Raw genomic sequence first — 26,656 nt, forward strand, 5'->3', positions numbered from 1 at the left:
GCTTCGGGCCGCGTGCGTCAAGAACGCATCAAGGCCGCGCCCGGACTACTTGCCGATGCAGAAACTGCTGAAGATCACGCCCAGCAGCTCGTCCGCCGAGAACGCGCCGGTGATCTCGCCCAGCGCGTCGTGCGCCAGGCGCAGCTCTTCGGCCAGCAGGTCCAGCGCCGCATCGCGCTGTTCGGCGATGGCGCGGGCCTGCGCGAGGTGCCCGGCCGTGCGGGCCAGCGCCTGCACATGGCGCTCGCGGGCAATGAACAAGCCCTCGGGCACGGCCTGCCAGCCGGCGGTCTGCAGCAGGCGCTGGCGCAAGGCCGCCAGGCCGTCGCCGGTCTTCAGGCTCAGCGCGATCTCTGCGGCCGGCGCATCGGCCAGGTCGGCCTTGTTGAACACCTGCACGATGCGCGTCGCGTCCACCGCCGTCAGCCGCGCGCGGATGCGCGCGTCCTCGGCCTCGTAGTCCGCCTGGCCCATGCGGCCCAGGTCGTGCAGGAACAGCACGACATCGGCGTCGCGGATCGCGTCCCACGAGCGCGACACGCCGATGCGTTCCACCTCGTCGGCCGTCGTGTCGCGCAGGCCGGCCGTGTCGGTGATGTGCAGCGGCACGCCTTCGATCTGGATGGTCTGGCTGACCTTGTCGCGCGTGGTGCCCGGGATGGGCGTGACGATGGCGAGCTCCGCGCCCGCCAGCGCGTTCAGCAGCGAGCTCTTCCCCACGTTGGGCTGCCCGGCCAGCACCACCTTCAGGCCGTCGCGCAGCAGCGCGCCCTGGCGCGTGCGCGCCTGCACGGCGGCGAGCTGCGCCGTCAGGCGATCCAGCCGGCCGAAGGCGTCGGCCTTTTCGAGGAAGTCGATCTCTTCCTCGGGGAAGTCCAGCGTCGCCTCCACCAGCATGCGCAGCTGGATGAGCTGGTCCCGCAGCACGCCCACCTCGTGGCTCAATGCGCCGCCCAGCGCACGACTGGCGCTGCGCGCGGCGGCCTCGGTGCTGGCGTCGATGAGGTCGGCCACGGCCTCGGCCTGTGCGAGGTCCAGCTTGCCGTTCAGGAAGGCGCGCTGCGTGAACTCGCCGGGCTCGGCCAGACGAACCCGCGCGCCGGCGTGCCCGGTGCGCTCGCCGAGGGCTTCGCCTGCTTCGATGACGCGCGCGAGCAGCAGCTGCATGACCACGGCGCCGCCGTGGGCCTGCAGCTCCAGCACATGCTCGCCGGTGTAGGAGTGCGGCGCCGGGAAGTGCAGCGCCAGGCCCTGGTCGATGGTCCCGCCGGCGGCATCGCGAAACGGCAGGTAGGTCGCCTCGCGCGGCTTGAGCGTGCGGCCACAGACGGCGTCGATGAGCGGTGCCAGGTCTTGCGGTGACGACACGCGCACGATGCCCACCGCGCCGCGGCCCGGGGCGGTGGCGATGGCGGCGATGGGGTCGGCGTGGCGGGACAGCATGGGCGCAATTGTCCGGCCCAAATGCAAACAGCCGCTCGTCGGAGCGGCTGTTCACAGGCATTGGCGCGGGGGAGGCCGGGTTCGAAAGCTCTCGTGAGTTCCGTCCGGCCGGTTGTTCTCTGCCCCGCGAAGCGATTGAACTGCGAAGCGCGGTCGTAAAAAAGCCCCCGGCTGCGGGGGCTCTTGCAGGGCGCGTGAATCAGTTCACGCCGAGCCGTTTGTTGATCATCCACTGCTGGGCGATGGACAGGATGTTGTTCGTCAGCCAGTACAGCACCAGGCCAGCGGGGAAGACGAAGAACATGACGCCGAAGGCCACCGGCATGATCCACATCATCTTCTGCTGCATCGGGTCCGCGGCCGGCGGGTTGAGCCAGACCTGGAACAGGCTGGACGCCATCATCAGCAGTGGCAGGATGAAGTAGGGGTCGCGCACCGACAGGTCGGTGATCCACAGCATCCACGGCGCCTGGCGCATCTCGACGGTGGACAGCAGCACCCAGTACAGCGCCATGAAGATGGGCATCTGCAGGAAGATGGGCAGGCAGCCGCCGATGGGGTTGATCTTCTCCTCGCGGTAGATCTTCATCATCTCCTGCTGCATTTCCTGCGGCTTGTCCTTCAGGCGCTCCTTCATGTCGTTGATGCGGGGCGCCACGGCCTTCATCTTGGCCATGGACTTGTAGGCGCTGGCGTTCAGGCTGTACAGCGCGATCTTCAGCAGCAGCACGAGGGCGACGATGGTCCAGCCCCAGTTGCCGATGAAGCCGTGCAGCTTGTCCAGCAGCCAGAACAACGGCTCGGCCAGGATGGTCAGCACGCCGTAGTCCTTGACCCGCTCCAGGCCCGGGGCCAGCTTGGAGAGGTTGTTCTCCTCCTGCGGGCCGGCGAACAGCGTGGCGTTCTGCGTGGTGCTGGCGCCCGGCGCGAGCACGGGCAGCGTGAACACCATGCCGGTGGCGTAGGTGTCGGCGCGCACGCCGAGCTGGCCGGGCAGCTTGCGCACGAAGAACTCGCGGTTGCCGGGTTCGTTGACGAGCCAGGCGCTGGCGAAGTAATGCTGCACCATCGAGACCCAGCCGTCGTTGGCCTGCTTCTCGATGTCGACCTTGCCCTTGTCGATGTCCTCGAACTTGAGCGTGTGGAACTTGCTCTTGTCGTTGTAGACGGCCGGGCCGGTGAAGCTGGGCGTGAAGGCCGCGCCGCCGGTGACGTGGCTGCCGTCGCGCACCAGCTGCAGGTAGACCTGCGGCGTGACCGGCACGGTGCCGGCGTTGACGATCTCGTGCGTGACGCCCACCGTGTAGGCGCCGCGCTTGAACGTGTAGGTCTTGATCAGCTTGACGCCACCGACCTCGGCCGACTCCAGGCGCAGCTGCACCTGGTCCTGGCCGGCCTTCAGCTCGCGCTCGCCGGCCACCGCCGTCATCGGCGTGTTGTGGTTGGGCAGCGCGCCTGAGCCGCCGACCAGGCCGGTCTGCGCCCGGTAGTGCTGGGCTGCGTTGAACAGCACGACGGGTTCGGGTGTGAACTCGGGCTTCTTCTGCAGATGCACCATCTGCAGCAGCTGGTCCGTCACCGTCGGGTCCGGCGAGGTCAGGTACTTGGGCAGCTCGGCGCGGACGATGTCGCCACCCAGCGTGTCCACGGTGACGGTCAGCACGTCGGTGCGGATGGTGATCTTCTCCGACGGGGCGGCTGCGGCGGCCGCCGTGGCCAGCGCCTGGCCTGTGGCGGCGCCGGCCACCGTGGCTGCGGGCACGCCGCCGCCGGATGCCGGCGTGGCGGGCGGTGCCGACGCCTGCGTCGCCGGCGCGGGGCCGAACAGCGGTGCGCGGCCGTTGTGACGTTGCCAGCCGTCCCAGAGCAGGACGAGCGACATGGTGAACACCACCCACAGCACGGTGCGGCGAATATCAGTCATGGGAGATCTCGGACGGGGAAGACGCCGCGCAGCGCGCGACGGACGGGGACAAGAGGCGGGAAAACAGGCGCGGCGGATTGTCAGGCACGGCGTCGTGCCCGCCGTCGCAGAACGGGTGGCAGCGCAGGAGGCGGTGCACCGTCAGGTAGCTGCCGGCCAGCGCGCCATGCTTTTCCAGCGCGGCCAGCGAGTAGCGCGAACAGGTCGGCTCGAACCGGCAGGCATTGCCCAGCCACGGGCTGAGCATGAGCCGGTAGCCGCGCACGACGGCCATCAGCACACGGGCAGCCAGGCCCGGCGTCATGCGCTCGTCCCTGGTTTGGGCGACTTGGGCGGCGCCAGCGCGCGGTCCAGCAACTGCGCCAGTTCGGTGCGCGCGACCTGGCGCAGCGCGTCGGAGGCGGCGCTGGGGAACTTCTGGCGGTCAAAAGGCGAGCGCAAGCGGACGACCCACAAACCCGGCGGCATGCCGGACGCTGCCGCAAATGCGGCGCGGATCTGCCGCTTCAAGAGCGTGCGCGTCACCGAGCGGCGCGCGTGGCGTTTGGGCACGACCATGCCCAGCCAGCAGCCGCCCGGCGTGGCGGCGGGCAGGACGAGTTCCACAGGGCTGTGGGCAGCTTGTGCGTCGCCTGTTGATAACTCGGCCTGGGCTGTGCGTAACTTAGCCGCTGCCCAGGCGCTGGGCGCCAGATCGGCCGAGAGATGGTGCAACGCGAAATGCGCGCTGCGAGCACGGCTCGGGCGGGCGAGCACGCGCTCGAAATCCACCGGGCGTTGGATTCGACCGATCATCGGGAGCCCGGCAGGCGCGGCGCCGGGGGCGCCGCCTTGTGCGACAAGACCTTAGACGGCCAGGCGCTTGCGGCCCTTGGCGCGGCGCGCGGCGATGACGGCGCGGCCACCGCGCGTCTTCATGCGCACGAGGAAGCCGTGGGTGCGGGCGCGGCGGGTCTTGGAGGCTTGGTAGGTACGCTTCATGGGGAAACCTCTTTAGAGGGTTTGTGCAGGCTGGGCACAGCGGTTGGCACCCGGCAAGAAAACCGGTGCCATCAGATGACCCCGGCGAAAAAAGCGCACGCGTTTCCTGGCCGCAGCCAGTCGCTTGTGCGCGAAAACCCGGCATTACAGCAGATGAGGCCTGGCCGGTCAATAAGTCGCCCGTCTCAAGCCGGGTTTGCCAGGGATTGACCCGCTTTCAAATTCTGTGGATAACCCGTCTTTGCGGAGCTTCCGTTCCGTACAATCCGGCTGCTCAAGAACAAGTTTTCCACAATGAGCGAAGAAGAACACGGGGTGGATGGGGTGCAGGCTTTGAAGACGGGCGCAGAGGACATGGATTCGGCCGGCTGGGCGTCGGATCTCTGGCGGCGCGGCTGTGAACGCCTGGCCACCGAACTGCCGGAACAGCAGTTCAACACCTGGATCCGCCCGCTGCCACCGGCCAGCGTGGTGGGCGACGCCGCTGGCGTGCTGGTGGCCACGCTGAAGGTGCCCAACCATTTCAAGCGCGACTGGATCCGCCGCCAGTACGCTGCGCGCATCGAGGCCATCCTGACCGAGCTGGCCGGCCGCCCCACGCGGCTGGAGCTGTCGCTGGCCGCGCGCGAGTCCTCGTCGTCCGCGTCGGTCGCCATGCCGGCCCCGGTCGGCGCCGGTGTCGTTTCCGCGGCCGAACCCAGCGCCGCGCTGCGACCGGTCACGGCGGCACCCAGCGCGTCGGTGGTCATGCTGCCGTCGCAGGGGCCGGCCGCCAGCAAGCACCGCATCAACCCCCAGCTGACGTTCGACACGCTGGTGCCCGGCCGCGCCAACCAGATGGCCCGCACCGCCGCGCTGCACGTGGCCGGCGCGCCGGGCGTGACCTACAACCCGCTGTTCATCTACGGCGGCGTGGGCCTGGGCAAGACCCACCTGATCCACGCCGTCGGCAACGCGCTCTTGAAGGACCGGCCGGATGCCCGCGTGCTGTACCTGCACGCCGAGCAGTTCATCTCCGACGTCGTCAAGAACTACCAGCGCAAGACCTTCGACGAGTTGAAGGCCAAGTACCACTCGCTGGACCTGCTGCTCATCGACGATGTGCAGTTCTTCGCCGGCAAGGACCGCACGCAGGAGGAGTTCTTCAACGCCTTCGAGGCGCTGCTGGCCAAGAAGGCGCACATCATCATGACGTCGGACACCTACCCCAAGGGGCTGGTGGACATCGACGAGCGGCTCACCTCGCGCTTCGACGCCGGCCTGACGGTCGCCATCGAGCCGCCGGAGCTGGAGATGCGCGTGGCCATCCTGATCAAGAAAGCCATCGCCGAAGGCGCGCCCATGCCCGAGGACGTGGCGTTCTTCGTCGCCAAGAACGTGCGCGCCAACGTGCGCGAGCTGGAAGGCGCGCTGCGCAAGGTGCTGGCCTATGCCAAGTTCTCGCACAAGGAGATCAGCATCACGCTGGCCCGCGAGGCGCTGAAGGACCTGCTGTCCATCCAGAACCGCCAGATCGGCGTGGAGAACATCCAGAAGACGGTGGCCGACTTCTACAAGATCAAGGTCGCCGACATGTACTCCAAGAAGCGCCCGGCCAGCATCGCCCGGCCGCGGCAGATCGCGATGTACCTGGCCAAGGAGCTGACGCAAAAGAGCCTGCCCGAGATCGGCGAGCTGTTCGGCGGGCGCGACCACACCACTGTGCTGCACGCTGTGCGAAAGATCGGCGGCGAGCGCCAGAAGAACACCGAGCTGAACCAGCAGCTGCACGTGCTGGAGCAGACCCTGAAGGGTTGACCGGCCCGGCGTTCGGCCCGAAAAACTCGGGTTGACCCGCAGGCCCTGGTAACCCTGCCAGACCAGCCGGGCACCCATTCCGGGCGACAATCGCAGCTTCACGCGCGCGCGCGTTTTTCGGCGTGCTCCAAGCCGGATTTCCCCCCAAGATCCCTCCAAAGAGGCCCTCATGATCGTTTTGAAAGCTCCCCAGGATCAGGTGCTCGCCGCGCTGCAGGCGGTGTCGGGCATCGTCGAGCGGCGTCACACGCTGCCGATCCTGGCCAATGTGTTGATCCGCAAGACCGGCAACCAGGTGGAGCTCACGACCAGCGACCTCGAGATCCAGGTGCGCACCACGGTGCAGTTCGACGGCGACGCCGGCAACCTGTCCACCACCGTCGGCGCGCGCAAGCTCATCGACATCCTGCGCTCCATGCCGGCCGATCAGGTCGTCAGCCTGACGAGCAACGCCAACAAGATGACGCTGCAGGGCGGCAAGAGCCGCTTCACGCTGCAGACGCTGCCCGCCGACGACTTCCCGCTGGTGCAGGAAGCGGCGGACTTCGGCCCCGCGTTCAGCGTGCCGCAGAAGGCGCTGAAAGGCCTGATCAACCAGGTGCACTTCGCCATGGCGGTGCACGACATCCGCTACTACCTCAACGGCATCCTGTTCGTCGCCGAAGGCAGGAACCTGACGCTGGTGGCCACCGACGGCCACCGCCTGGCGCTGGCCCAGGCCGAGCTGGACACCGACATCCCCAAGCAGGAAGTCATCCTGCCGCGCAAGACCGTGCTGGAGCTGCAGCGCCTGCTGAAGGATGGCAAGGGCCAGGACGACGAGGGCGTCATCGAGATGCGCTTTGCCGGCAACCAGGCCAAGTTCAGCTTCAGCGGCATGGAGTTCGTGACCAAGCTGGTCGAGGGCAAGTTCCCCGACTACAACCGCGTCATCCCCAAGAACCACAAGTTCCGCCTGACGCTGGGCCGCGCACCGCTGCTGGCCAGCCTGCAGCGCGCCGCCATCCTGACCAGCGAGAAGTTCAAGGCCGTGCGCCTGACCTTCGAGCCGGGCCTGCTGTCCATCGCGTCCAGCAACGCCGAGCAGGAAGAGGCCAAGGAAGAGATCGAGATCGACTACGCCGGCGACAAGATCGAGACCGGTTTCAACGTCACCTATTTGATGGACGCCCTGGCCAACATGAGCCAGGACATGGTCTGCGTCGACCTCAACGACAGCGCCTCCAGCGCGCTGCTGACCATCCCCGACACGACCGGCTTCAAGTACGTCGTGATGCCGATGCGGATCTAGCGCTCCGCACCGGCATTGCATGCCTGAACGTTCTGCACCCCCCAGCCCCCCGCCGAGCGGGGGGCTCTAGTTTGAGTTTGAGGGCCGCTCCGCGGCCTTGAGAGTGCCCCATGAGTGATGTTTCCAGCAGCCCCGACCATCCTGATGGCCTGAACGCCAACCAGCAGGCGGCCGCAGCGGCCGAGGCCAGGTCGGGTGCGGTGTACGACGCCAACTCCATCCAGATCCTGGAAGGCCTGGAGGCCGTGCGCAAGCGCCCCGGCATGTACATCGGCGACACGTCCGACGGCACCGGCCTGCACCACCTCGTCTTCGAAGTGGTGGACAACTCCATCGACGAGGCGCTGGCCGGCCACTGCGACGACATCGTCGTCACCATCCACACCGACAACTCCATCTCCGTCATCGACAACGGCCGCGGCATCCCCACCGGCGTCAAGATGGACGACAAGCACGAGCCCAAGCGCTCGGCGGCCGAGATCGCGCTGACCGAGCTGCACGCCGGCGGCAAGTTCAACCAGAACTCGTACAAAGTGTCCGGCGGCCTGCACGGCGTGGGTGTGAGCTGCGTGAACGGCCTGTCCAAGTTCCTGCGCCTGACCGTGCGCCAGAACGGCAAGGTGCACTTCCTGGAGTTCGCCAAGGGCGTGCCGCAGGACGGCGAAAGCGTCGTGGTCAACGGCTTCGAGACCCGGCCGATGAAGATCATCGGCGACACCGACAAGCGCGGCACCGAAGTCCACTTCCTGCCCGACACGGAAATCTTCCAGCAGAACAACGACTTCCACTACGACATCCTCGCCAAGCGCCTGCGCGAACTCTCGTTCCTGAACAACGGCGTCAAGATCCGCCTCGTCGACGAGCGCAACAACAAGGAAGACAACTTCGCCTACGCCGGCGGCGTGAAGGGCTTCGTCGAGTTCATCAACAAGGGCAAGACCACGCTGCACCCGAACATCTTCCACGCCATCGGCGACAAGATGAGCGACCAGCAGACCAACATCGGCGTCGAGGTGGCGATGCAGTGGAACGACGGCTTCAACGAGAACGTCCTCTGCTTCACCAACAACATCCCGCAGCGCGACGGCGGCACCCACCTCACCGGCCTGCGCGCCGCGATGACCCGCGTCATCAACAAGTACATCGACGACAACGAGCTGGCCAAGAAGGCCAAGGTCGAGGTCGCCGGCGACGACATGCGCGAAGGCCTGGCCTGCGTCGTCTCGGTCAAGGTGCCCGAGCCCAAGTTCAGCTCGCAGACCAAGGACAAGCTCGTGTCCTCGGAAGTGCGCGGCCCGGTGGAAGACATCGTCTCCCGCCTGCTGACCGACTACCTGCTCGAGAACCCCATCGACGCCAAGATCATCTGCGGCAAGATCCTGGACGCCGCCCGCGCCCGCGAGGCGGCCCGCAAGGCCCGCGAGATGACGCGCCGCAAGGGCGTGCTCGACGGCCTGGGCCTGCCGGGGAAGCTGGCCGACTGCCAGGAAAAAGACCCCGCCCAGTGCGAGATCTACATCGTCGAGGGCGACTCCGCCGGCGGCTCCGCCAAGCAAGGCCGCGACCGCAAGTTCCAGGCCATCCTGCCGCTGCGCGGCAAGATCCTGAACGTCGAGAAGGCGCGTTATGAAAAGCTGCTGACCAGCAACGAAATCATCACGCTGATCACGGCCCTGGGCACCGGCATCGGCCGCGGCGCCGGCAGCGACGACTTCAACCCCGACAAGCTCCGCTACCACCGCATCATCATCATGACCGACGCGGACGTGGACGGTGCCCACATCCGCACGCTGCTGCTGACCTTCTTCTACCGCCAGATGCCCGAGCTCTGCGAGCGCGGCCACATCTACATCGCGCAGCCGCCGCTCTACAAGGTCAAGGTCGGCAAGCACGAGCAATACCTGAAGGACGCGCCCGAACTGGACGCCTTCCTGCTCAAGGTCGCGCTGCAGGACGCGAGCCTGGACACCGGCACCGGCAACACGCTCAAGGGCGACACGCTGGACGTGCTGGCCCGCAAGTACGTGGCCGCGCAGTCCGTCATCGCCCGCCTGTCCAACTGGATGGACATCGAGGCCCTGCACATCCTGGCCAACGGCCTGGCCCTCAAGCTCGACACCCAGGAAGAGGCCGAGGCCAGCGCCGCGAGCCTCAAGGGCCTGCTGCACGACGCGCTGGTGACCGTCGAGACCGACCCGCGCACCGACAAGTTCTTCCTGAAGATCGCCCGCACCCACCACGGAAACGTGCGCGCCAGCGTCATCCACGCCGACTTCGTGCACGGCGCGGACTACGCCGTGCTGGCCGACGCGGGCCTCAGCTTCCAGGGCCTCATCCAGGCCGGCGCCATCGTGCGCAAGGGCGAGGGCGAGAAGGCCAAGGAAAGCAAGGTCGACGACTTCCGCGCCGCCATGGCCTGGCTCATGCAGCAAGCCGAAAGCGCCGTCGGCCGCCAGCGCTACAAGGGCCTGGGCGAGATGAACCCCGAGCAGCTCTGGGAAACGACCATGGACCCCACCGTGCGCCGCCTGCTGCGCGTGCAGATCGACGACGCCATCGAGGCGGACAAGGTCTTCACGATGCTGATGGGCGACGAGGTGGAGCCGCGGCGCGAGTTCATCGAAAGCAACGCGCTGCGGGCTGGGAACATCGACGTTTGACGGGGCGCGGCAGCGGCGGTTCCAATGCGAGCATGGCTTACGCGCTGCCCCGCCTCATCACAGACCGCAGTGCCGCGCTCGCAGCGCTCTGCAAGCGCACGCATGCGAAGCGGCTGGACCTCTTCGGCTCTGCCGTTCGTGACGACTTCGACGCCCTGTCCAGCGACCTCGACTTTCTCGTCGTGTTTGAAGAGCTGCCGCCCGTGCGCTACGCCGAAGCGTTCTTCGAGTTGAAGGACGGTTTGCAGCAACTGTTCGCCCGGCCGGTCGATCTGGTCGTGGAACGCGCGATCCGCAACCCGTACTTCAAGCAGCGGGTGAGCGCTGAGCGGCAGCCGGTCTATGGCGCCTGACCTGCGCAAGTACATCTGGGACGCCAAGGAAGCCGCCTCGCGGGCGCTGCGCTTCACCGCCGGCAAATCCCTTGACGACTACCTGAACGACGAGTTGCTGCGCTCGGCTGTCGAACGCCAATTCCTGATCCTTGGCGAAGCCCTCGGGCGGCTGCGCCAGTTGGACGCCAACCTGGCCTCCCGTGTCGCCGATCTGAACCAGGCCGTCGCGCTGCGCAACCAGTTGGCGCACGGCTACGCCGACATCGATGACGCCATCGTCTGGGGCGTTGTTGCGGGGCCGCTTCAACAACTGCTCGCGGAACTCGAAGCGCTCTGACCCGCGAGGGCGCGCTGCCGCGCCTCAGTGTCTTTCCCATGGTGGAAGCGAGCAATCCGCTCGTTATGCTCCCGCCAGCAAAAGCACAGATCAGCCCGAAAGAGGCTGGCGACTTGAAGCGGGGCGGCAAGGGAGGGACGACATGGCGAGACGACGCAATCGCAGCAGCGTGGCCGAGGACATCATGGACCTCGTGTCGAAGCTGCCGTGGTGGGCTGGCGTGCTTTTGGCCGCGGGCTTCTATCTCGCACTGCATGCCTACGTGTCGCGCCCGGTTCCGCAGGCGACACAGCCAGGCCAGATGGGCGCCATGCTCACTCAGATGATGTGGCGGACGCTCGCCTTCTATGGGCAATACCTGCTGCCCTTGCTGTGCCTGATCGGCGCCATCGTTTCAGCGATCAAGAGGCGCAGCCGCACTCAGCTGCTCGAACGCACCACGGCCAACCCGTCCGCCGATGCGCTCAACGGCATGAGCTGGCAGCAGTTCGAGCAACTGGTGGGCGAAGGCTTTCGCCGGCAGGGCTATCAGGTCAGCGAAACCGGCCAGGCCGGGCCGGATGGCGGCGTGGACCTGGAGCTGCGCCGCGACACCGAGCTGCACCTCGTGCAATGCAAGCAATGGCGCGCGCAGCGAGTTGGCGTTGCGGTCGTGCGGGAATTGTACGGCGCCATGGCCGCCCGGGGCGCGGCGGCTGGCTTCGTCGTCACGTCCGGCCGGTTCACTGACGAGGCCATTCGGTTTGCACAAGGGCGAAATGTCCAGCTGATCGCCGGCGAGCGATTGAAGGGTTTGCTCGCGGCGGGAAGCGTGTCATCCCCGGCTTCAGCGCCCCCTCGCGCCGAGCCGTCGTGCCCGCTGTGCGGGAAAGGGATGACGCTGCGCTCTGCAAAACGTGGTGCGCAGGTGGGCAACCGTTTCTGGGGCTGCTCAGCGTTTCCCAGTTGCCGTGGCACGCGCGACGTATAGGGCGCATCAGGGACGGATCGTTGCTCATTGGGCGGCGATTGTTGCCATCAGAGCGACGTTTTGCAGCTGCGTGGCGTGCTGCAAAACGCAGCGAAGTTCAGGCAGCCTTAGCTTGCGCGGTGCTGAGGAAACCCATGTTCGCCGGGTGACCTTCCAGCGCCACAATCCTGGCCGTTGTGCGGATCGGCGTCAGACGCATGCTTGAGCAACCGTGGCCAGGGGATGCGACTGCAGCGCGGCCACCCGGCCTGACTACCGGCAACCAGGTCCCCCGTCAGAATCGCAACAGTTCTCGCCAGTCGACTAGCTTGAGCAGCTGCCTCCTTCGTCGATTGCGTTCAACCGCTGACCCATGTCCTCACCCAAGCAAACCTACGACCCGCTTTCCGCCCGGCCAAGCCTTCGCGCCAAGGAGGAGCAGATCGAGTACGGCTTCATCGGCAAGCTCCAGAGCCTCAAGTACGAGTACCGCGACGACATTCGCGATCTCGCCGCGCTGGAGCGCAACTTTCGTGAAAAGTTCGAAGCCCTGAACCGGGTGCACCTGTCCGATGCCGAATTCAAGCGGCTCAAAGAAGAAATCGTCACCCCCGATGTGTTCGCCGCCGCTCGCACCCTGCGCGAGCGCAACGCCTTCACCCGTGACGACGGCACGCCGCTGAACTACACGCTGGTCAACATCAAGGACTGGTGCAAGAACAGCTTTGAGGTCGTCAACCAACTGCGCATCAACACCGATTACAGCCACCACCGGTACGACGTTCTCATCCTCATCAACGGTGTGCCCTGTGTGCAGGTCGAGCTGAAGACGCTGGGCATCAGCCCGCGCCGGGCGATGGAGCAGATCGTTGACTACAAGAACGACCCGGGCAACGGCTACAGCAGGACGCTGCTGTGCTTCGTGCAACTGTTCATCGTCAGCAACCGCACCGATACCTGGTACTTCGCCAACAACAACCCACGGCACTTCGCCTTCAACGCCGACGAACGCTTCCTGCCCATCTACCAGTTCGCCGACGAGAAGAACAAAAAGATCACCCACCTCGACAGCTTTGCCGAGACCTTCCTGGCCAAGTGCACGCTCGGTGAAGCCATCAGCCGCTACATGGTGCTGGTGGCCAGCGAGCAGAAGCTGCTGATGATGCGGCCGTACCAGGTGTATGCCGTCAAAGCCATCGTGGACTGCATCCACGACAACTGCGGCAACGGCTACATCTGGCACACCACCGGCAGCGGCAAGACCCTCACGTCCTTCAAGGCCTCCACGCTGCTCAAGGACAACGCCGACATCGAAAAATGCCTATTTGTCGTGGACCGCAAAGACCTCGACCGCCAGACCCGCGAGGAGTTCAACCGCTTCCAGGAAGGCTGCGTCGAGGAGAACACCAACACCGGGGCGCTGGTGCGCCGGCTGCTGTCAGACGACTACGCCGACAAGGTCATCGTCACCACCATCCAGAAGCTGGGCCTGGCACTGGACGAAAACAGCAAGCGGAACCAGCAACGCAAGAAGAACGACCTCAAGACCTACAAGGAGCAGTTGGAGCCGCTGAGCAACAAGCGCATCGTCTTCATCTTCGACGAATGCCACCGCTCGCAGTTCGGCGACAACCACGAGGCCATCAAAGCCTTCTTCCCCAAGGCCCAGCTGTTCGGCTTCACCGGCACGCCCATCTTTGAGAAGAACGCCACCGCCAAGCAGTTCGAAGGCGACGAAGGGCAGTTCAAGACCACGGAAGACCTGTTCCAGAAGCAGCTGCACGCCTACACCATCACCCACGCGATTGAAGACACCAATGTGCTGCGCTTCCACGTGGACTACTACAAGCCCGAAGGCCAAAACGCCAAGGCTCCCCCGCCCAAGCCCGGCGAAGCCCTGGCCAAGCGGGCCGTGATCGAAGCCATCCTGGCCAAGCACGACACGGCCACGGCCGGGCGCCGCTTCAACGCCGTGCTGGCCACCGCCAGCATCAACGACGCCATCGAGTACTACGGCCTTTTCGAAGAACTGCAAAAGGCCAGGAAGGCCGCCGACCCCGGCTTCCAGCCACTGAACATCGCCTGCGTGTTCTCACCCCCGGCCGAAGGCAATGCCGATGTGAGGCAGATCCAGGAAGACCTGCCGCAGGAAAAAGCCGACAACGAAGTCGAGCCCGACCGGAAGAAGGATGCCCTCAAAGCCATCCTGGCCGACTACAACGCCCGCTACGGCAGCAATCACAGCATTGGCGAGTTCGACCTCTACTACCAGGACGTTCAAAAGCGCATCAAAGACCAGCAGTGGCCCAACGCCGACTTCCCCCACGCCAAGAAGATCGACATCACCATCGTGGTGGACACCCGCAGGCCCGACAGTCCGCGAGGTCGTCGAGTTCAAGCGGATCATTCAGCCCTACAACCACAGCGCCGAGGCGCTGCGGCAACAGGTGTCGCCGGACGGCACGCGGGCTTTCATCGTCACACGCAAGGCCGACGTGGCCAGCGACAGGAACCGGTACGAAATCCAGCTGCTGCATGTGGCGCCGGACCGGTTGTCGGAGCACCGCGTGGCGGCGCCTGAGACGGTGCTGGCCGCCGATGTCGGTGACGACGGCAACGCGGCGTTTCCGGCCGTGCAGGATGTGCGGTGGTGGGACGACCGCAGCCTGGTTTTCCTGGCGCGGTTGAAGGGCGCCGCGTTCCAGGTCTACCGGCTGGACCTGCCGACGCGAGCGCTGGTGCAGCTGACGCGCGAGACCCTTCTCATCGTGTCGTTCGCGGCGTCGAAGGACATGCGCCGGCTCGTCTATGCGGTGCAGGTGCCCAACCCGCCCCTGAAGGACGGTGCGCGCAGCCTGGTGGTGGGTAATCAGTCGTTCTGGAGCGTGAAGTTCGGGCAGCAACTGCTGGGCGCGCAGATCCGGAAGTACCGCTTCTTCGTCGCAGACATCGGTGCGGCGCAGCCGCCGCGCGCATTGGGCGAGCCGTTCGTGGAAGGCAACGGCGCGCGCCCGCAGGTCAGCATCTCGCCCGATGGCCGCTGGGCGCTGCTGCCGCGCTACGAGCCCGAGCGCACGCAGGCGTGGGCGCGGCAGTACCCGATGCTGGACGAGGTCGTGAAGGAGCATGGGCCTGGGATGCGAGTCGATCCGCTGCGCTACTTCTCGGGGCCGATGGCCTTCAAGGCGCGGCGCATGGTGGCGTGGCGCCTGGATGACGCGAAGGAGCAGACCGTGGTGGACGCGCCGGACGACGCGCTGCCGATGGCCGGCCAGGAAAGGACGGACAGGCTCTGGCAGGGCACCACCGCGATGTGTTCGTCGATGCTGCCTTTCGACCGTCGGTTGGCAATCTCGGGAGGGATGTCGTTTGAGAAGGCTTGGCGGGCCAGTGCCCGACCCCTGCCGCCGCGTGTCAGTGCGTAGGTGGGCATGGCCAGACAAAGCTCGACCAAAGGCTGTGATCGCAGTGGCGTCACCACTTCGGGCGACGCCTCGCGCAGGTAGGGGTCGAAGTACTCGGAAGGGCTGACCAGTTCTGCCAAATGGTGGTACTTGCCAATCGGCAGATCGGTGGCGCTGATCAGTTCCGGATGCACGAACCGCAGGCCTTGTTGTCTGGCACGGTGGACCGTGTCCTGGTTGGCAAGCGTCACATAGCGGCCGGCACCGGCCATCGGGTCGCCACGGAATGATCGGTCACCCATCGCGCGCCACGCCGCCTTCCAGAACGAGACGCGGCCCAGGCGCGCGGCATCGAGCGTTGCCGCCCAGAAGCCCATGCCGAAGCCGTGCAGCGTCAGATAGTCCGCGGCCGGCCAGGTGCAGCGCAGCTCATAGAACACCTGGTCACCGCCGGAGCCGGTGAACATCGCGCTCGCGCCGCAGGCGGTCGCAGCTTCGCAGTCCAGGCGGCCGGTGCCCATGCGGCCGACGTAGCTGCCCGGCGCCGGGGTACGAGCGACATCGAGCACCGCGTCAAGACGGAACATGCCGTCCCGCTCCTGCTCCAGGAGCTTCGTACCCGCACGTTGCGCAGCGAGGCGGGCATAAGGGCGCTCGTCGCTGTCCGAGCCGGACGAGTGGTAGTTGATGCAGGTGACGCGGCTCGGCGGGAGGGTCGGGCACAGGCTGCTCAACAGGATGGCGGAATCCACCCCGCCCGACAGCCGGAGCAGGATGTTCCCGTAGCAGGACGCCCAGCTTTGCGCGCATGTCGTGACGGCACGGCGCAGGAGGCCGACTGCGCTTTGCGTGTCGCACTCGATGGGGCGGCGAGCCACGTCGGCCGCGCTCCAAAGGATTGAAGGACTGCCGGCAAGCGGGCCAAGGGGGGCGAGTTCGCCGGGCAGTACTTCGGTCACTCGGTGCAGCGCTGTGTCTCTGCCGCCGAGCTGTCCCAGCAGCAATTTCGCAGCGATGGCATCCCAGCTCACATCGAGGCCGGGAGGCTCGTCGGCGAATTCGAGTACATCGTCCAGCCAGGAGAAGACGACGCTGAAGCCCTGCAGTTCCATCCGGTAGCAGGGCAGCGTGCCCATCGGGTCGCGCAGGACTCGGCTCTCTCCGAGGCAGGAAGGGAGAACCGCGATGTAGCGGCCCCAGAAAAGCTCTACGAGTGTCTGCCCGGACGTGCGGACGATGGCGTCGCCCTCGGCTGTGGTGAGTGTGATGTCACCGGCCACGTCTGGATCGGCCTGGTCCCGGCGAAAGAGACGCCCGAGGATGACAACCTGGCTCGATGGCAACCGATAGACGTCGTTGACGCCGGGCTGATGTCCTGTCGTGAAGACGTGCAGTCCAGGAAGCCTCAGCACCGGCCGCCAGCCGCTCGCTGCGCAGAGCCGTTGGCTCATCCGTTCGGCAGCGCGCGCCTGGTCCAGGGCGGCGGGAACCCAACTGATGCCGATGTAGCGGAACATGGTCTTCGCTGCTCGCTCACACGACCAGGAGGGGCTGATAGCGCCGCACGTTCTCGTGCGTGTCGTTCAGAACGACGCTGCCGCACTGGACCCATGAATGGGCACTGAACGGATGGGTGCGGACACCGATCGCCCATTGCGGGAACAAGCGCCTCGCGGCAAGGAAGCGGATCAAGGTCAACGAGTCGTGCAGGCACCTGTCGTGGGCAGTCAGGCCAAACGGGCGCGCGCGCACATAGGCTGCGACGGCCTCGCGCAGGGGCTCTGTGACTTCATCGCCGCTCGTGGGTGTCCCGCGCCTTGAGCAGGCAACGCGATCGGCGATGTCGGCCAGGCTTCGATGTCGCAGCCAGCCAGCAGCAATGGCGGCGCTGACCCACACGCTGAAAACGTGACGCCATTCAAGACCCGCGCGTCCAGGCTCATCCTCGGCATTCAGGCTGTAGAGCGGCTCGCCGAGGGCGGCGCGCGCGTGGATGGTTTCGGGCGCATTGACCAGCAGCCCTTGGCTGACCAGGCGTGCCACCTGCTCGGACGACTCGCTGGCCAGGAGCGAGGAGGGATTCCCGATCTTCATGGATCCTGCGTCGATCCCAGGGAACCAGGCCGACAACATTCGTCCGCCGAGCCCGATGTATCGGCTGTTCTTCAGATCCAGCATCACGATCTGATCGCCGACTCGGCACGCCCTGACATGGTCCGCAAGCCGATACGTCGGGTTGGAGGCGGTCGTTGCGCGCATGGGCGGCCTTTGTGCGGAAGGCGTGCAACCTGTCGGCTGCACGCCGCGCTGATGGCTCAGTCAATCAGGCGCCGGGGCAGGAACACATCGTCCTCGGCCCGGGGACCTTCCTTCAGGCCCTTGGTCTCTTCCTTCGCGTCGCCCAGGTCGACGATTTCCAGTTGCGGTGCTTCGTTCATGACGTTCTCCTTCAGGTTGAGTTGAGGTCGGGATCGCCCTTGGCCGTCTGGCTTCAGGCGCGCCAAAGGTAGAAGTTGAGGCTGAACGCGGGCAATGGATATCTCGATCGACCGTACTGCGTTCGGTCTCGCTGTCGAACCCGAAGTCCGCGCCGTTGCTGCGCGAGAAGCCTCTGCGCCCTGAAACTTTTTTGCTTGGAGACGTGTTGTGTCTGTTCGGTCGCCTGCATTGAAGCGTGTGAACCGAACGCGCAGTCAGTTGTGTGATTTGTGGGGTGTGCTTCCATGCGCGAGAAACGTCATAGAGATCATGGATCTCTCGGCGCTCCACCCGACGGCCTCGACGACCTGGCACATTTGCTGGCAGGCGGCGATGGGGCGCGACTTGCTGGCCGATCCTCCGACCGTTGCCCGCATGCGGGCACGCCTGCTGCAAGCTCACCGCCAGCGAGGCCGCGAGCTTTTCTTCTACCTGCTGACACCCTCTGAAATTCACTTGCTGTCGGCACTGCCGGAGGGTGAGTCGCCCCGCGACATTGCCTGGGAGGTCGCCAACGTCATCGCCCGGTGGGTTCGCCGCGCTCACGGCGAACGCGGTCCGGTGTTTGCCGGTCGATACCTGGCGCATCGCGTTGATGGCATCGAAGCACTTCGGGACGATGTGCGTTTCCTGACTTGGCGTCCGGTCGCGTTGGGTCTGTGCCGAACCGCCTCGCATTACAGCCATTCCGCCTTCCGGGCGACGGTGGGGCTGAGTGCGAAGGACGGCTTCGACGTTCTTCCGTTGTGGGGGCTTTTTGGCGCCTCGAAGCACGAGGCGCGAGTGCAGATCCGGATGCGCCTGTCGCGGCGGCCCTCGGCCATCGAGGTTCGAGAGTGGGAACTGAACCACTCGCTCACGCGCGCCGCAGGCGCCTGCGGGCCATGGGGTAACACGTCGTGTGACGTGAAGGGCGCCGCAGCAGCGCTTGTGGCCGCGAGTGGGTCAGCGGGAATCGATGGCGCGCTTAGGCTGTTGGAACACTGGGTCGCCGTCAGGTTGGGGCTGCATGACGGAAAGCCTGTCTCGACCCGACGTGGTGCCATGGGTGCACGGGCCAGAGCGCTCGTTGCAAGCTTGGCGGTGGCGTGCGACCTGTGCTCCGCCGTGTTTGTCGCCCGCCACTTCGGGCGGGCGAAAGCCACGCTCAGTGAACAGATGTCGGCCTGCGGGGCGCGGCCAGCCGACCGAACGATCCTCTCGCTGCCGATGGATCAGATCGTCCAAGAAGCCGTCGCGCTTGCCGGGCCGATCCAGTGATCAAGCCGCGGCCCGGCGCCGCCTCGCCATGAACCCCACCACACCCAGCCCCAGCGCCATCAACCCGTAGGTGGCCGGCTCCGGCACCGCCGCGAGCGCCGCGGCGCCCATGAACTGGTGCGACAGCGCCGACGGGTGCAGCGCGTCGGAGAACTGGGAGACGCTGCACGAGATGCCCACGGAGCCGCTGAACGCGCCGCAGGGCGTGGTGACGTTGGTGATGCCGTAGGTGGCGCCGCCGTTGTTGAGCGCGTCGTTGTGCACGGCGGCGCTCAGGCCGGCGAGGTCGAAGAAGCTCATCGTCAGGCCGAGGCCCTGGCCGTAGCTGACGACGCCGCCCATCAGTTCATTGAAGGCGTTGCTGGCCTGGGTGGACACGCCCGTGAGGCCCAGCGCCACGGCTTCCGGCGTCCAGCCGAGGTCGGGCAGGTTGGCCACGAGCACGTTCTTGGCGCCTTCGGCGGCCAGCAGGCCCAGCGCGGTCTTGAGGTTGTTGGTGGCCGTGACGGCGGCCGCGCCGATGTTGGCGGGGTTGCCGCTGCGCGCGGCGCGCATGTCGTTGCCGCCAGCGACGACGACGTACAGCGCGTTGGGGTCGGCGGCGCCGGGGCGGTTGACGAAGCTGGTCACCTGGCTGAGCACGCTGGGGATGCTGCCGCCGCCGGTGAGCGCGCCGCCGTAGGCGAAGTTGTTGCCGCCCTGCAGCACGGCCTTGGAGGCTTCGGCGTGGCCGATGCCTGCGGCCAGGTACTCGGTCCAGACGGGGCCGTTGGAGTAGCGCCCGGGGTAGTAGGGCGCCACCGGCTGCGTGCCGCCGGTGAGCGTGAAGATGTTGCCGGTGTCCGACAGGCTGTCGCCGAAGAAGTAGGCGGTGCTGAAGCCGTCGGCGGCGGCCGGGCCGGCGAACAGGGCGGTGAGCGCGGCCAGTGCGGCGCCAGCCACGGTGCGGCGGATGGGGTGGGTCATGTCGTCTCCATTGGGTTTTTTTGCGGAGCTGACACTAGCACCGGCCCCTGCGCTGACAAGAGGGGAAGCCAGGGGCCCGGCGCGACGCCGGCTCGGTCTGCCGCGCGCGCTCAGGGGCTCACTGCTTGGGCGTGAGCGTGTCCACGCCCGCGCCGGGGTCTTCCTCGCCGGCCGCGGAGTCGTCGAAGCCGCCCTCCTGCACTTGTCGCGCGGGGTTCTGCCGGTCCTTGCCCGGGTCGGCGGCCGGTGGCGTCGTCGTGGCCGGCGGCGTGGGCGAATGGATGCGTGTGGGGTCGGGCATGGCAGCCTCCTGCGTCAGAAACGAACGCGGCGCCAGCGGTGAAGCGGGCGCCGCGCAGGCCCCCTCGGCGGTGCGAGGGGTGGTCGGGTGCGTTCAGCAGCCGGGCTTACATCCACCAGGTGGAGCCGTAGTAGTCGTAGACCTTGCGGCCGTACTCGTCGTTGTAGGCGGGCGCTTCGTCGGCCGCGTAGCGCGGCGCGCGCTCCAGCTGCGCCTTGTCGACGTTGACGACGTAGCCGTCCTTGGTGGTGTCGTAGTGCAGCTGGTCCCAGGGCAGCGGGTAGCGGTCGGTGCCCATGCCGAGGAAGCCGCCGAACTCCAGCGCGGCGTAGCGGACCTGGCCGCTGCGCTTGTCGATGACGAGGTCGTCGATGGAACCGAGCTTGTCGCCGCTGGGGCTGAACACCTTAGTGCCTTCGACCTTGGACGAGGAAATGGTGGGGCTGACGCTGGCCATGATGGAACTCCTGAAAGGGGGTGGAACACGAGTGACGGCTGCCGGGGCGGACCGCGTGTACTCAATGTGCGCGCGCCGGGGTGCCGGCGTCGTCGGGCTGGGTAGGTAACCGCTGTAGGAGCGGACCGACGCCCTCCGGGCACGGCCCGCGGCGTGTCCCGGTTTCAGGCCTCGTCCAGGCTGATGAGGCCTTCTCGCAGCGCCCATTTCACGAGGGCCGGGATGTCGCCCAGCCCCAGCTTCTTCATGAGGCGGCTGCGGTAGGTGTCCACGGACTTGGGGCTCAGGTGCAGCGCCTGGCCGATGGCCTGGCTGGTGGCGCCCTGGGCCACCATCAGCAGGATCTGCCGCTCGCGCGGCGAGAGCGCCTCGCCGTCGGGCGGCGCGCTGCCCTCGGTCAGCAGGGTGGCGGCGAACTCGGCGGCCTGCGGGCTCAGGAAGCGTCCGCCAGCGGCCACGGTGGCCACGGCCTGCAGCACCTCGGAGCTGGCCGAGCCCTTCAGCAGGTAGCCGCACGCGCCCAGGCGCAGCGCCTCGGCGACGTGGCGGGGCTGGTCGGACATGGTCAGCACGATGACGCGCAGGTCCAGGCCGCGTCGGCGCAGCTCGTCCAGCAGCTCGAAGCCCGAGCGCTGGCCCAGCCGCAGGTCCAGCAGCACCACGTCGGGCATCAGCCGGCCCAGGTCGGCCAGCGCGGGCGTGGGGCCGGCGGCCTCGCCGACGACCTCGTGGCCGGCGGTTTCGAGCACGACGCGCAGGCCATCACGCATGATGGCGTGGTCGTCAACCAAATAGATGCGGCTCATCGTCGAGCGCCTCGGCGGATTCCCAGGTCAGGACGACCATGGTGCCACGCCCGGGGCCACCGTCAATCTGCAGCTCCGCGCCCACGGCCAGCGCCCGTTCGCGCATGCCCACCAGGCCCAGTTGCGCGGGCTGGCCGGGCGCGGTCTCGGCCAGCGGCGTGAAGCCGTCGCCGTCGTCCTCCACGCGCATCTCCAGCAGCCCCTCGTCGCCTTCCAGCCGCACGGTGATCTGCCGGGCGTTGGCATGGTGCAGCGCGTTGTGCAGTGCCTCGCGCGCCACCATGAAGACGGCGTATTCGATGTCGGCCGGCCAGCGCTGCAGCTGCGCCTCCTCGCTGGCCAGCAGCGTCACCTGCACGCCGCTGGCGGCAGCGTCGTGCTGGCGGATCTCGTTGTCGATGGCGGCGGCCAGGCCCAGCTCGTCCAGCAGCGGCGGGCGCAGCTCGGCCAACACGCTGCGCACCTGGCGGTTGGCCTGCGCGACAAGGTCGGCGATGCGCTCGCTGAGCCGGTCGCGCTGCTCGCCCGCGGCGCTGCGGTAGGCCTCCCAGTGCAGGCGCAGCGCGGCCAGCGTCTGGCCCAGCTCGTCGTGCAGCGACCGCGCGAGCTTGCGGCTGGTCTGCTTCTCCTGCTCCAGCAGGCGGTGGTTGAGCTGCGCGATCTCGTCGCGCGCCGACGCCATCAGCCGGGCCTGCGCGGCGCGCGCGCTGACGTCGCGCAGCATGAGGCCGAAGCGCGCCGCGCCGGGCGCCGGGCCGAGGGCGTAGATCGCGCCCTCGAAGCGGCGCTCAGGGCCTTGCAGCGCGATCTCGCAGCGGCCCTCCACCTGGGCCTGGCGCAGCCATGCGGCGGCGTGCTGGGCGCCGGGCAGCAGCTCGTCGAGCCGGCGGCCCACGGCGTCGGCGGGCGGGTGGCCGCTGAGGGCCTGCGCGCCGCCGCTCCACGCCAGCACGCGGCCGTCGGCGTCCAGCGTGGCCAGCAGGGTGTCCAGTGCCGCGTCGGCCAGCGTGCCCAGGCCGCTGGCCGTCGCGGCGGGCGCGGCCCGCTCGGTCACTCGCACCTGCGCGGGCGCGCTGCCGCGGGTCAGGTCGGCATCGAAGCGTGGGGCCCGGGGCGTCAGCAGCCGGCGCGCGGCCCAGTAGCCGGCGGCGGCCAGCACCAGCGCCGTGGCGACGCCCGCCCACAGCATGGTGCGCGTCAGCGCACGCAGCGGCGCCAGCGCGGCATCCTCGCTCTGCAGCACGATGGCGCGCCACGGCAGGATGGGCGCCTCGCCGCCACTGATGCCGCGCAAGGCCGACTGCGCCACCAGCCAGCGCTGCGCGCCGGATTGCTGGTCGGACGCCCAGGCCTGCGCGGGCGCGCCGGCGGCCGGCAGGTCGGCGGGCAGCGTGGTGCCGGGCACGACGCTGCGGGTGCCGGGCTCGGTCACGACAAGGCCGCGCAGCCCTTGCGCGGCGGCCGCGTCCGGCTCGCCCAGGCCCAGCGCGAGCTGCTCGCGCACCCAGCCCAGGCCCAGGTGCGCGGTGACGACGGCGACCACCTCGCCCGCGTCGTTCAGCACCGGCTCGCCGATGTCGATGAGTTCGCTGGCGCCGCCCGGGAGCCTGGCCATCAGCGGCGCCAGCAGCACGGCCTCGTGCAGGTCGCCCACCATGCCGTCGATGCCGCGCCTGAACACCGGCCGCTCGGCAAGCGACCCGCCCTCCAGCCAGCCGCGGCTGCCGGCCAGCACCTGGCCGTCCGGCGTGACCAGCCCCACCCAGACGAAGCGCGGCGAACGCGCCACGAGATGGTCCAGCTCCGCACGCGCGCGCGACAGCGGCGCGCCCGGCCGCAGCAGCGGCGAGCGGGCCAGGATGCGCACCTGGCTGACCGCGTCGCGCAGCGCCAGCTGCAGCTGCAGGCCCAGCACGTCGGCGCGCTGCTGGTTGCGCACCAGGCTGCGCTCGACCAGCTCCTGGCCCAGCAAGCGGTGCTGCAAGGCCAGCAGCACGCAGGTCAGCACCGCCACCGCGAGCGCCGGCAGCAGCGCGAAGCGCCACGCGGGGCGCGCGGCCAGGCGACGGGGCGGTGACGGGGCGGCCATGCCGCAACTGTCGCCGACGCCGGGCGCGTCCGGCACGCGAGTTGTGTAGGGGATTCTGGACAGCTGCTGTGGGGCTTGGCGGATACCCCCGCCGACCCCCTCGCCAGCGGCGGCTGCGGTGCGCAAGATCGCGCCATGCCCGCCCACGATCCCGCCCAAGCCCAAGCCCACGTGGACGCCGAGGCGCCGCTGATCCTGATCGCAGGCACCGTGCCCGATGCCACCGAGGCCCTGCTTCGCGAGTCAGGCTGCCGCGTGCGCAAGACCGGCAGCGCCGCGGCCGCGCTGCGCCTGGCAGCGGAGGTGCCCGGGCCGCGCCTGGTGCTGGTGGGCGACACGGTGGGCGAGCACAGCGGCCTGGAGGTGGTGAGCCGGCTGCGAGAACAGCCCGCCACGCGCAGGCTGCCGCTGCTCTATCTGGGCGGCGGCGACGAAGAACTGGCGCTGGCGCTGGGCGCGAACGACTGCCTGAGCCTGCCGCTGCGCCCGCTGGTGCTGCTGGCGCGCGTGCAGGCGCAGCTGCGCCTGCAGCGACTGGCCGAGCTGACGGCGCCCGGGGTGCTGGGCGCCGCGCGCTGACCCGCTCGCGTCAGCACCGTCGCTGCTTCAGCGGGTGCCTTGGGCTCCGGTGAGGGCGTGTGCCGGCGCTTCGCGTTGCGACGCCAGGTTCAGGGCGAGGTGACCGGCGGCGGTTTTCTCGACGGCCACAGGCACCGGATGAGGGGTCCCTGCGGCATCGAGGTGGACCGACTGCAGGTGCCAGTCCTTGACGCCCGTCGCGGTGACCGTCATCCACAGGATGGAGCCGGTGTTGTTGTCCGCGTCGCTGAAGCCGTCGAAGACGAAGTTGCCCAGGCTGTAGATCACCGGCTTGCCGTCGATGATCTCGGTGTCCTGGCGCACATGCGGATGCGTGCCGACCACGGCGTCTGCGCCGGCGCGGATCATCAGGCGGGCGAGGGCGCGCTGGCGCGCATGCGAGGTGTCGCTGTGCTCCTGCCCCCAGTGCATATAAGGGATGACGATGTCGGCCTGCGCCCGGGCCGCGCGGATGTCGGCGACGATCTGCTCCTCGTCTGCCCAGGCGATGCCCGGGCTGCCCGGGCCGGCTTCGAAGCGGCGCGGGAACATCTCGTTGTAGCCGAGCAGCGCGATGCGCAGCCCCTGGCGCTCGATGATGGCGGGCTGGTGGGCCGAGCGCAGGTCGGTGCCGCCGCCGAAGTAAGGCAGGCCGGCCTGCTGCAGCCGGCCGAGCATCTGCGCGAAGGCGTCCGGGCCGAAGTCTCCGGAATGGTTGTTGGCCAGTGAGACGACGTCCACGTGGCGGCGCAGCGCGTCCAGCACGCGCGGGCGAGCGCGGAACGTCCAGGGCTTGACGGCCCGCGTGCCGCCGGTGGCGATGACGCATTCGAGGTTGGCGATGCGCAGGTCCGCCGCCTTCAAGTCCTGCGTGACGCTGCTGAACGGGTCCCGTCCGCGGGCAATGGTGCGCCCCGGGCCGTCGGCCAGCATGACGTCGCCCATCCACGCCAGCCGGACCGTGGCCGTGCTTGCATTCACGCGGGCAAAACCGGGTACGCGCGCCGCCGCGTGCGCGCTGTCCCCGGTCGCGTCCACGCGCGCCCAGCCCGCGTGCGTCGAGCCCTTGCCCGCCAACGCGCAGCCCCAGGCCAACTCGCGGCCCAGCTTCGGCGAGTAGACCCGCTGCCAGCCCGACAAGGTCGGCCGCCATGCCGCGCCCTCTTCTAGGACTTCGCCGCCCGCGGCAGGCCAGCGGCTTTGCGAGAGCACCACCGGACCCCCACCGCCCTCCAGGTCCAGCACGGTGATGACGACCTGGGCGACCCGGTCCGTGCCCGCCGCATCGCCCAAGGCCACGGCGCGCACTTCGTAGCTGTCGCCCACCTTGACGCTCGCCGGCGCCAGCGGGTCGGTCCCGGCTGCCACGCGCAGCGTCGACGTGGACTCGCCCGTGCGCATGCCGCAGAGCAGCTCCGTGGGCGCCGCCTGCCCTGCGCACGCGGCTGCCGACGCCAGGCCCAGCAGCGTGCACAGGAGGGCGCGCGTGCTGGACGCAGCCGAGGCGCCATCGCGACGACGCGCCGCGAGCCAAGCAAGACCGACCATGGCAATTCCGCCGTGAAGAGAGGGGAGTGCTGCGCCTGCGCAGCACCTGCTATGCCATTGAACGAAGTGCCAGGCCTGCGATGGACATGGCTGCGAACTTCTTTTCGGGATTGGCCCGTCCGCCGCGCCCGTCTTCCATCCGCGTGTCCGTTCCGCGCCGCCCATCTCGTTCAACCGGTAGGACGGCCTGCTGTGTCGCGCTGTCACCAAGGGGGTCCGATGGATGGGTTGTTCAAGGCACTGCTGACGGCAGGCGCCGTGTTGCTTGTGATGGTGGCGGCGCGACACGGCGGGCGCCGGTTCGCAGGGGTGGTCGCCGCGCTGCCGACCATCACGGCGCCGACGCTGGCGTGGCTGGCGGACGAAGAGGGCACGGCGTTCGCCATCAGCGCGGCGGTGGGCAGCGTTGCCGCCTGCGCCATGCTGGCGGCCTTCGCGCTGGGCTATGCGCGCGCCGCGCGGCACGGCGGCAGTGCGGTCGCGCTCGTCTGCGGCCTGGGCGCTGCACTGGGCATGGCTGTCCCGGCCGGCGTGGCCAGTGCCGACCTGACTTGCGCGCTGGCGCTGGCGGTTGGGTGCTGTGCGCTGGCCTTCGCCGCGATGCCCAAGCCGCGCGCGGACGTCGTGGCGACGGCGCGCTCATCCCGGTCGATGTGGCTCGTCGCAGCGGCTGCGGGAGTGCTCACGGCGATCGCGGCGTCCGTCGGCCCGGCAATGGGCGGCTTCGCGACCGGCCTGCTGTCGTCGATCCCGCTGGTCACCGGGTCGGTGGCCATGGTCGAACATGCCAGCAGCGGGCACCGCGCCGCCGCGAATTTCCTGCGCGGCTATGTCGGTGGGCTCTTTGGCAAGGCGGCGTTTGGCACGGTCTTCGCCCTGCTGGCCCCCCGCATCGGCGCTGTCGCGGCGTTGTCGCTGGCTTGCGCCTGTGCCTGCCTGGTGTCGGCCACCCGCTGGCGCGCGCTGCCTGTGGGCGCCAGCGCCTTGACAGCTCGCCCGTCGCGCGTGCCGGAGTGACCCGATGGCGCCATCACCACTGCTTCTAGGGAGG

General features: G+C 68.3%; 23 protein-coding genes and 1 pseudogene. 10 read left to right on the top strand and 14 right to left on the bottom strand.

From position 1 onward, the window contains the following. Nucleotides 1-45: 45 nt before the first annotated feature. The 5 genes from mnmE to rpmH all read right to left on the bottom strand — a co-directional run bounded on the left by mnmE (nucleotide 46) and on the right by rpmH (nucleotide 4,348). Nucleotides 46-1,443: a tRNA uridine-5-carboxymethylaminomethyl(34) synthesis GTPase MnmE gene (gene mnmE, locus ACO07H_RS03560; RefSeq protein WP_422011183.1), complete on the bottom strand. Its 1,398-nt coding sequence runs from the start codon at nucleotides 1,441-1,443 to the stop codon at nucleotides 46-48. Between the two features lie 199 nt (nucleotides 1,444-1,642). Beyond that, nucleotides 1,643-3,367 (bottom strand): membrane protein insertase YidC, encoded by a 1,725-nt coding sequence (gene yidC / locus ACO07H_RS03565; RefSeq protein WP_422011185.1) that lies wholly within the window; start codon nucleotides 3,365-3,367, stop codon nucleotides 1,643-1,645. Further along, nucleotides 3,360-3,671, bottom strand: coding sequence for a membrane protein insertion efficiency factor YidD (gene yidD / locus ACO07H_RS03570; protein ID WP_422011187.1), 312 nt, complete (start codon nucleotides 3,669-3,671; stop codon nucleotides 3,360-3,362). The genes yidC and yidD overlap by 8 nt, the downstream gene beginning before the upstream one ends. Next, entirely contained in the window at nucleotides 3,668-4,162 is a 495-nt protein-coding gene (locus tag ACO07H_RS03575) for a ribonuclease P protein component (RefSeq protein ID WP_422011189.1), read from the bottom strand. The genes yidD and ACO07H_RS03575 overlap by 4 nt, the downstream gene beginning before the upstream one ends. A 51-nt stretch (nucleotides 4,163-4,213) precedes the next feature. Continuing rightward, nucleotides 4,214-4,348 carry a 50S ribosomal protein L34 gene (rpmH, locus tag ACO07H_RS03580; protein ID WP_054021782.1) on the bottom strand — a complete coding sequence of 45 codons (135 nt, stop codon included), beginning with the start codon at nucleotides 4,346-4,348 and terminating at the stop codon, nucleotides 4,214-4,216. A 354-nt stretch (nucleotides 4,349-4,702) separates the two neighbouring features. Here rpmH and dnaA point away from each other — a divergent pair, with 354 nt between their 5' ends. The 7 genes and pseudogenes from dnaA to ACO07H_RS03615 form a co-directional block, all read left to right on the top strand. After that, nucleotides 4,703-6,145: a chromosomal replication initiator protein DnaA gene (gene dnaA / locus ACO07H_RS03585; RefSeq protein WP_422011657.1), complete on the top strand. Its 1,443-nt coding sequence runs from the start codon at nucleotides 4,703-4,705 to the stop codon at nucleotides 6,143-6,145. Nucleotides 6,146-6,314: 169 nt separating this feature from the next. Further along, nucleotides 6,315-7,436: a DNA polymerase III subunit beta gene (gene dnaN, locus ACO07H_RS03590; RefSeq protein ID WP_422011192.1), complete on the top strand. Its 1,122-nt coding sequence runs from the start codon at nucleotides 6,315-6,317 to the stop codon at nucleotides 7,434-7,436. Nucleotides 7,437-7,546: 110 nt separating this feature from the next. Beyond that, entirely contained in the window at nucleotides 7,547-10,096 is a 2,550-nt protein-coding gene (gene gyrB / locus ACO07H_RS03595) for a DNA topoisomerase (ATP-hydrolyzing) subunit B (RefSeq protein ID WP_422011194.1), read from the top strand. 32 nt (nucleotides 10,097-10,128) lie between these two features. Next, nucleotides 10,129-10,449 (top strand): nucleotidyltransferase family protein, encoded by a 321-nt coding sequence (locus tag ACO07H_RS03600; RefSeq protein WP_422011196.1) that lies wholly within the window; start codon nucleotides 10,129-10,131, stop codon nucleotides 10,447-10,449. Next, entirely contained in the window at nucleotides 10,439-10,768 is a 330-nt protein-coding gene (locus tag ACO07H_RS03605; protein WP_422011198.1) for a DUF86 domain-containing protein, read from the top strand. The genes ACO07H_RS03600 and ACO07H_RS03605 overlap by 11 nt, the downstream gene beginning before the upstream one ends. Nucleotides 10,769-10,910: 142 nt before the next feature. Further along, entirely contained in the window at nucleotides 10,911-11,738 is an 828-nt protein-coding gene (locus ACO07H_RS03610) for a restriction endonuclease (protein ID WP_422011200.1), read from the top strand. 352 nt (nucleotides 11,739-12,090) lie between these two features. Next, a pseudogene (locus ACO07H_RS03615) lies at nucleotides 12,091-14,076 on the top strand (type I restriction endonuclease subunit R); the annotation flags it as partial. Nucleotides 14,077-14,874: 798 nt separating this feature from the next. Here ACO07H_RS03615 and ACO07H_RS03620 read toward each other — a convergent pair. Genes ACO07H_RS03620 through ACO07H_RS03630 form a run of 3 tightly spaced genes read right to left on the bottom strand, consistent with a single transcriptional unit; the run spans nucleotide 14,875 to nucleotide 17,559 of the window. After that, nucleotides 14,875-16,638: an asparagine synthase-related protein gene (locus tag ACO07H_RS03620; RefSeq protein WP_422011202.1), complete on the bottom strand. Its 1,764-nt coding sequence runs from the start codon at nucleotides 16,636-16,638 to the stop codon at nucleotides 14,875-14,877. Between the two features lie 16 nt (nucleotides 16,639-16,654). Next, nucleotides 16,655-17,380, bottom strand: coding sequence for a lasso peptide biosynthesis B2 protein (locus ACO07H_RS03625; RefSeq protein WP_422011204.1), 726 nt, complete (start codon nucleotides 17,378-17,380; stop codon nucleotides 16,655-16,657). A gap of 56 nt (nucleotides 17,381-17,436) precedes the next feature. Then, nucleotides 17,437-17,559: a rubrivinodin family lasso peptide gene (locus tag ACO07H_RS03630; RefSeq protein ID WP_422011206.1), complete on the bottom strand. Its 123-nt coding sequence runs from the start codon at nucleotides 17,557-17,559 to the stop codon at nucleotides 17,437-17,439. Between the two features lie 310 nt (nucleotides 17,560-17,869). Here ACO07H_RS03630 and ACO07H_RS03635 point away from each other — a divergent pair, with 310 nt between their 5' ends. After that, the gene (locus ACO07H_RS03635; protein ID WP_422011208.1) at nucleotides 17,870-18,859 is read left to right on the top strand and encodes a hypothetical protein; all 990 of its coding nucleotides are present in this window, start codon (nucleotides 17,870-17,872) and stop codon (nucleotides 18,857-18,859) included. Here the strand turns inward: ACO07H_RS03635 and ACO07H_RS03640 are convergent, their stop codons facing one another. From ACO07H_RS03640 to ACO07H_RS03660, 5 genes are all read right to left on the bottom strand, one after another. After that, the gene (locus ACO07H_RS03640; protein WP_422011210.1) at nucleotides 18,860-19,825 is read right to left on the bottom strand and encodes an SGNH/GDSL hydrolase family protein; all 966 of its coding nucleotides are present in this window, start codon (nucleotides 19,823-19,825) and stop codon (nucleotides 18,860-18,862) included. A gap of 118 nt (nucleotides 19,826-19,943) precedes the next feature. After that, the gene (locus ACO07H_RS03645) at nucleotides 19,944-20,126 is read right to left on the bottom strand and encodes a hypothetical protein (protein WP_422011212.1); all 183 of its coding nucleotides are present in this window, start codon (nucleotides 20,124-20,126) and stop codon (nucleotides 19,944-19,946) included. A gap of 106 nt (nucleotides 20,127-20,232) precedes the next feature. Continuing rightward, nucleotides 20,233-20,583, bottom strand: coding sequence for a PRC-barrel domain-containing protein (locus tag ACO07H_RS03650; protein ID WP_422011214.1), 351 nt, complete (start codon nucleotides 20,581-20,583; stop codon nucleotides 20,233-20,235). Between the two features lie 164 nt (nucleotides 20,584-20,747). Then, nucleotides 20,748-21,389 (bottom strand): response regulator, encoded by a 642-nt coding sequence (locus tag ACO07H_RS03655; protein WP_422011216.1) that lies wholly within the window; start codon nucleotides 21,387-21,389, stop codon nucleotides 20,748-20,750. Beyond that, the gene (locus ACO07H_RS03660; RefSeq protein ID WP_422011218.1) at nucleotides 21,367-23,478 is read right to left on the bottom strand and encodes an ATP-binding protein; all 2,112 of its coding nucleotides are present in this window, start codon (nucleotides 23,476-23,478) and stop codon (nucleotides 21,367-21,369) included. The genes ACO07H_RS03655 and ACO07H_RS03660 overlap by 23 nt, the downstream gene beginning before the upstream one ends. A gap of 135 nt (nucleotides 23,479-23,613) precedes the next feature. On the opposite strand from ACO07H_RS03660, the gene ACO07H_RS03665 reads away from it, so the two are divergent. Then, nucleotides 23,614-24,057, top strand: coding sequence for a hypothetical protein (locus tag ACO07H_RS03665; protein ID WP_422011220.1), 444 nt, complete (start codon nucleotides 23,614-23,616; stop codon nucleotides 24,055-24,057). 27 nt (nucleotides 24,058-24,084) lie between these two features. Here the strand turns inward: ACO07H_RS03665 and ACO07H_RS03670 are convergent, their stop codons facing one another. After that, nucleotides 24,085-25,605 carry a CapA family protein gene (locus ACO07H_RS03670; RefSeq protein ID WP_422011222.1) on the bottom strand — a complete coding sequence of 507 codons (1,521 nt, stop codon included), beginning with the start codon at nucleotides 25,603-25,605 and terminating at the stop codon, nucleotides 24,085-24,087. A gap of 228 nt (nucleotides 25,606-25,833) precedes the next feature. Here ACO07H_RS03670 and ACO07H_RS03675 point away from each other — a divergent pair, with 228 nt between their 5' ends. Next, the gene (locus tag ACO07H_RS03675) at nucleotides 25,834-26,622 is read left to right on the top strand and encodes a hypothetical protein (protein WP_422011224.1); all 789 of its coding nucleotides are present in this window, start codon (nucleotides 25,834-25,836) and stop codon (nucleotides 26,620-26,622) included. Nucleotides 26,623-26,656 lie beyond the last annotated feature (34 nt).

This window comes from Roseateles sp. (assembly GCF_965229315.1).
GTDB lineage: Bacteria > Pseudomonadota > Gammaproteobacteria > Burkholderiales > Burkholderiaceae_C > Pelomonas.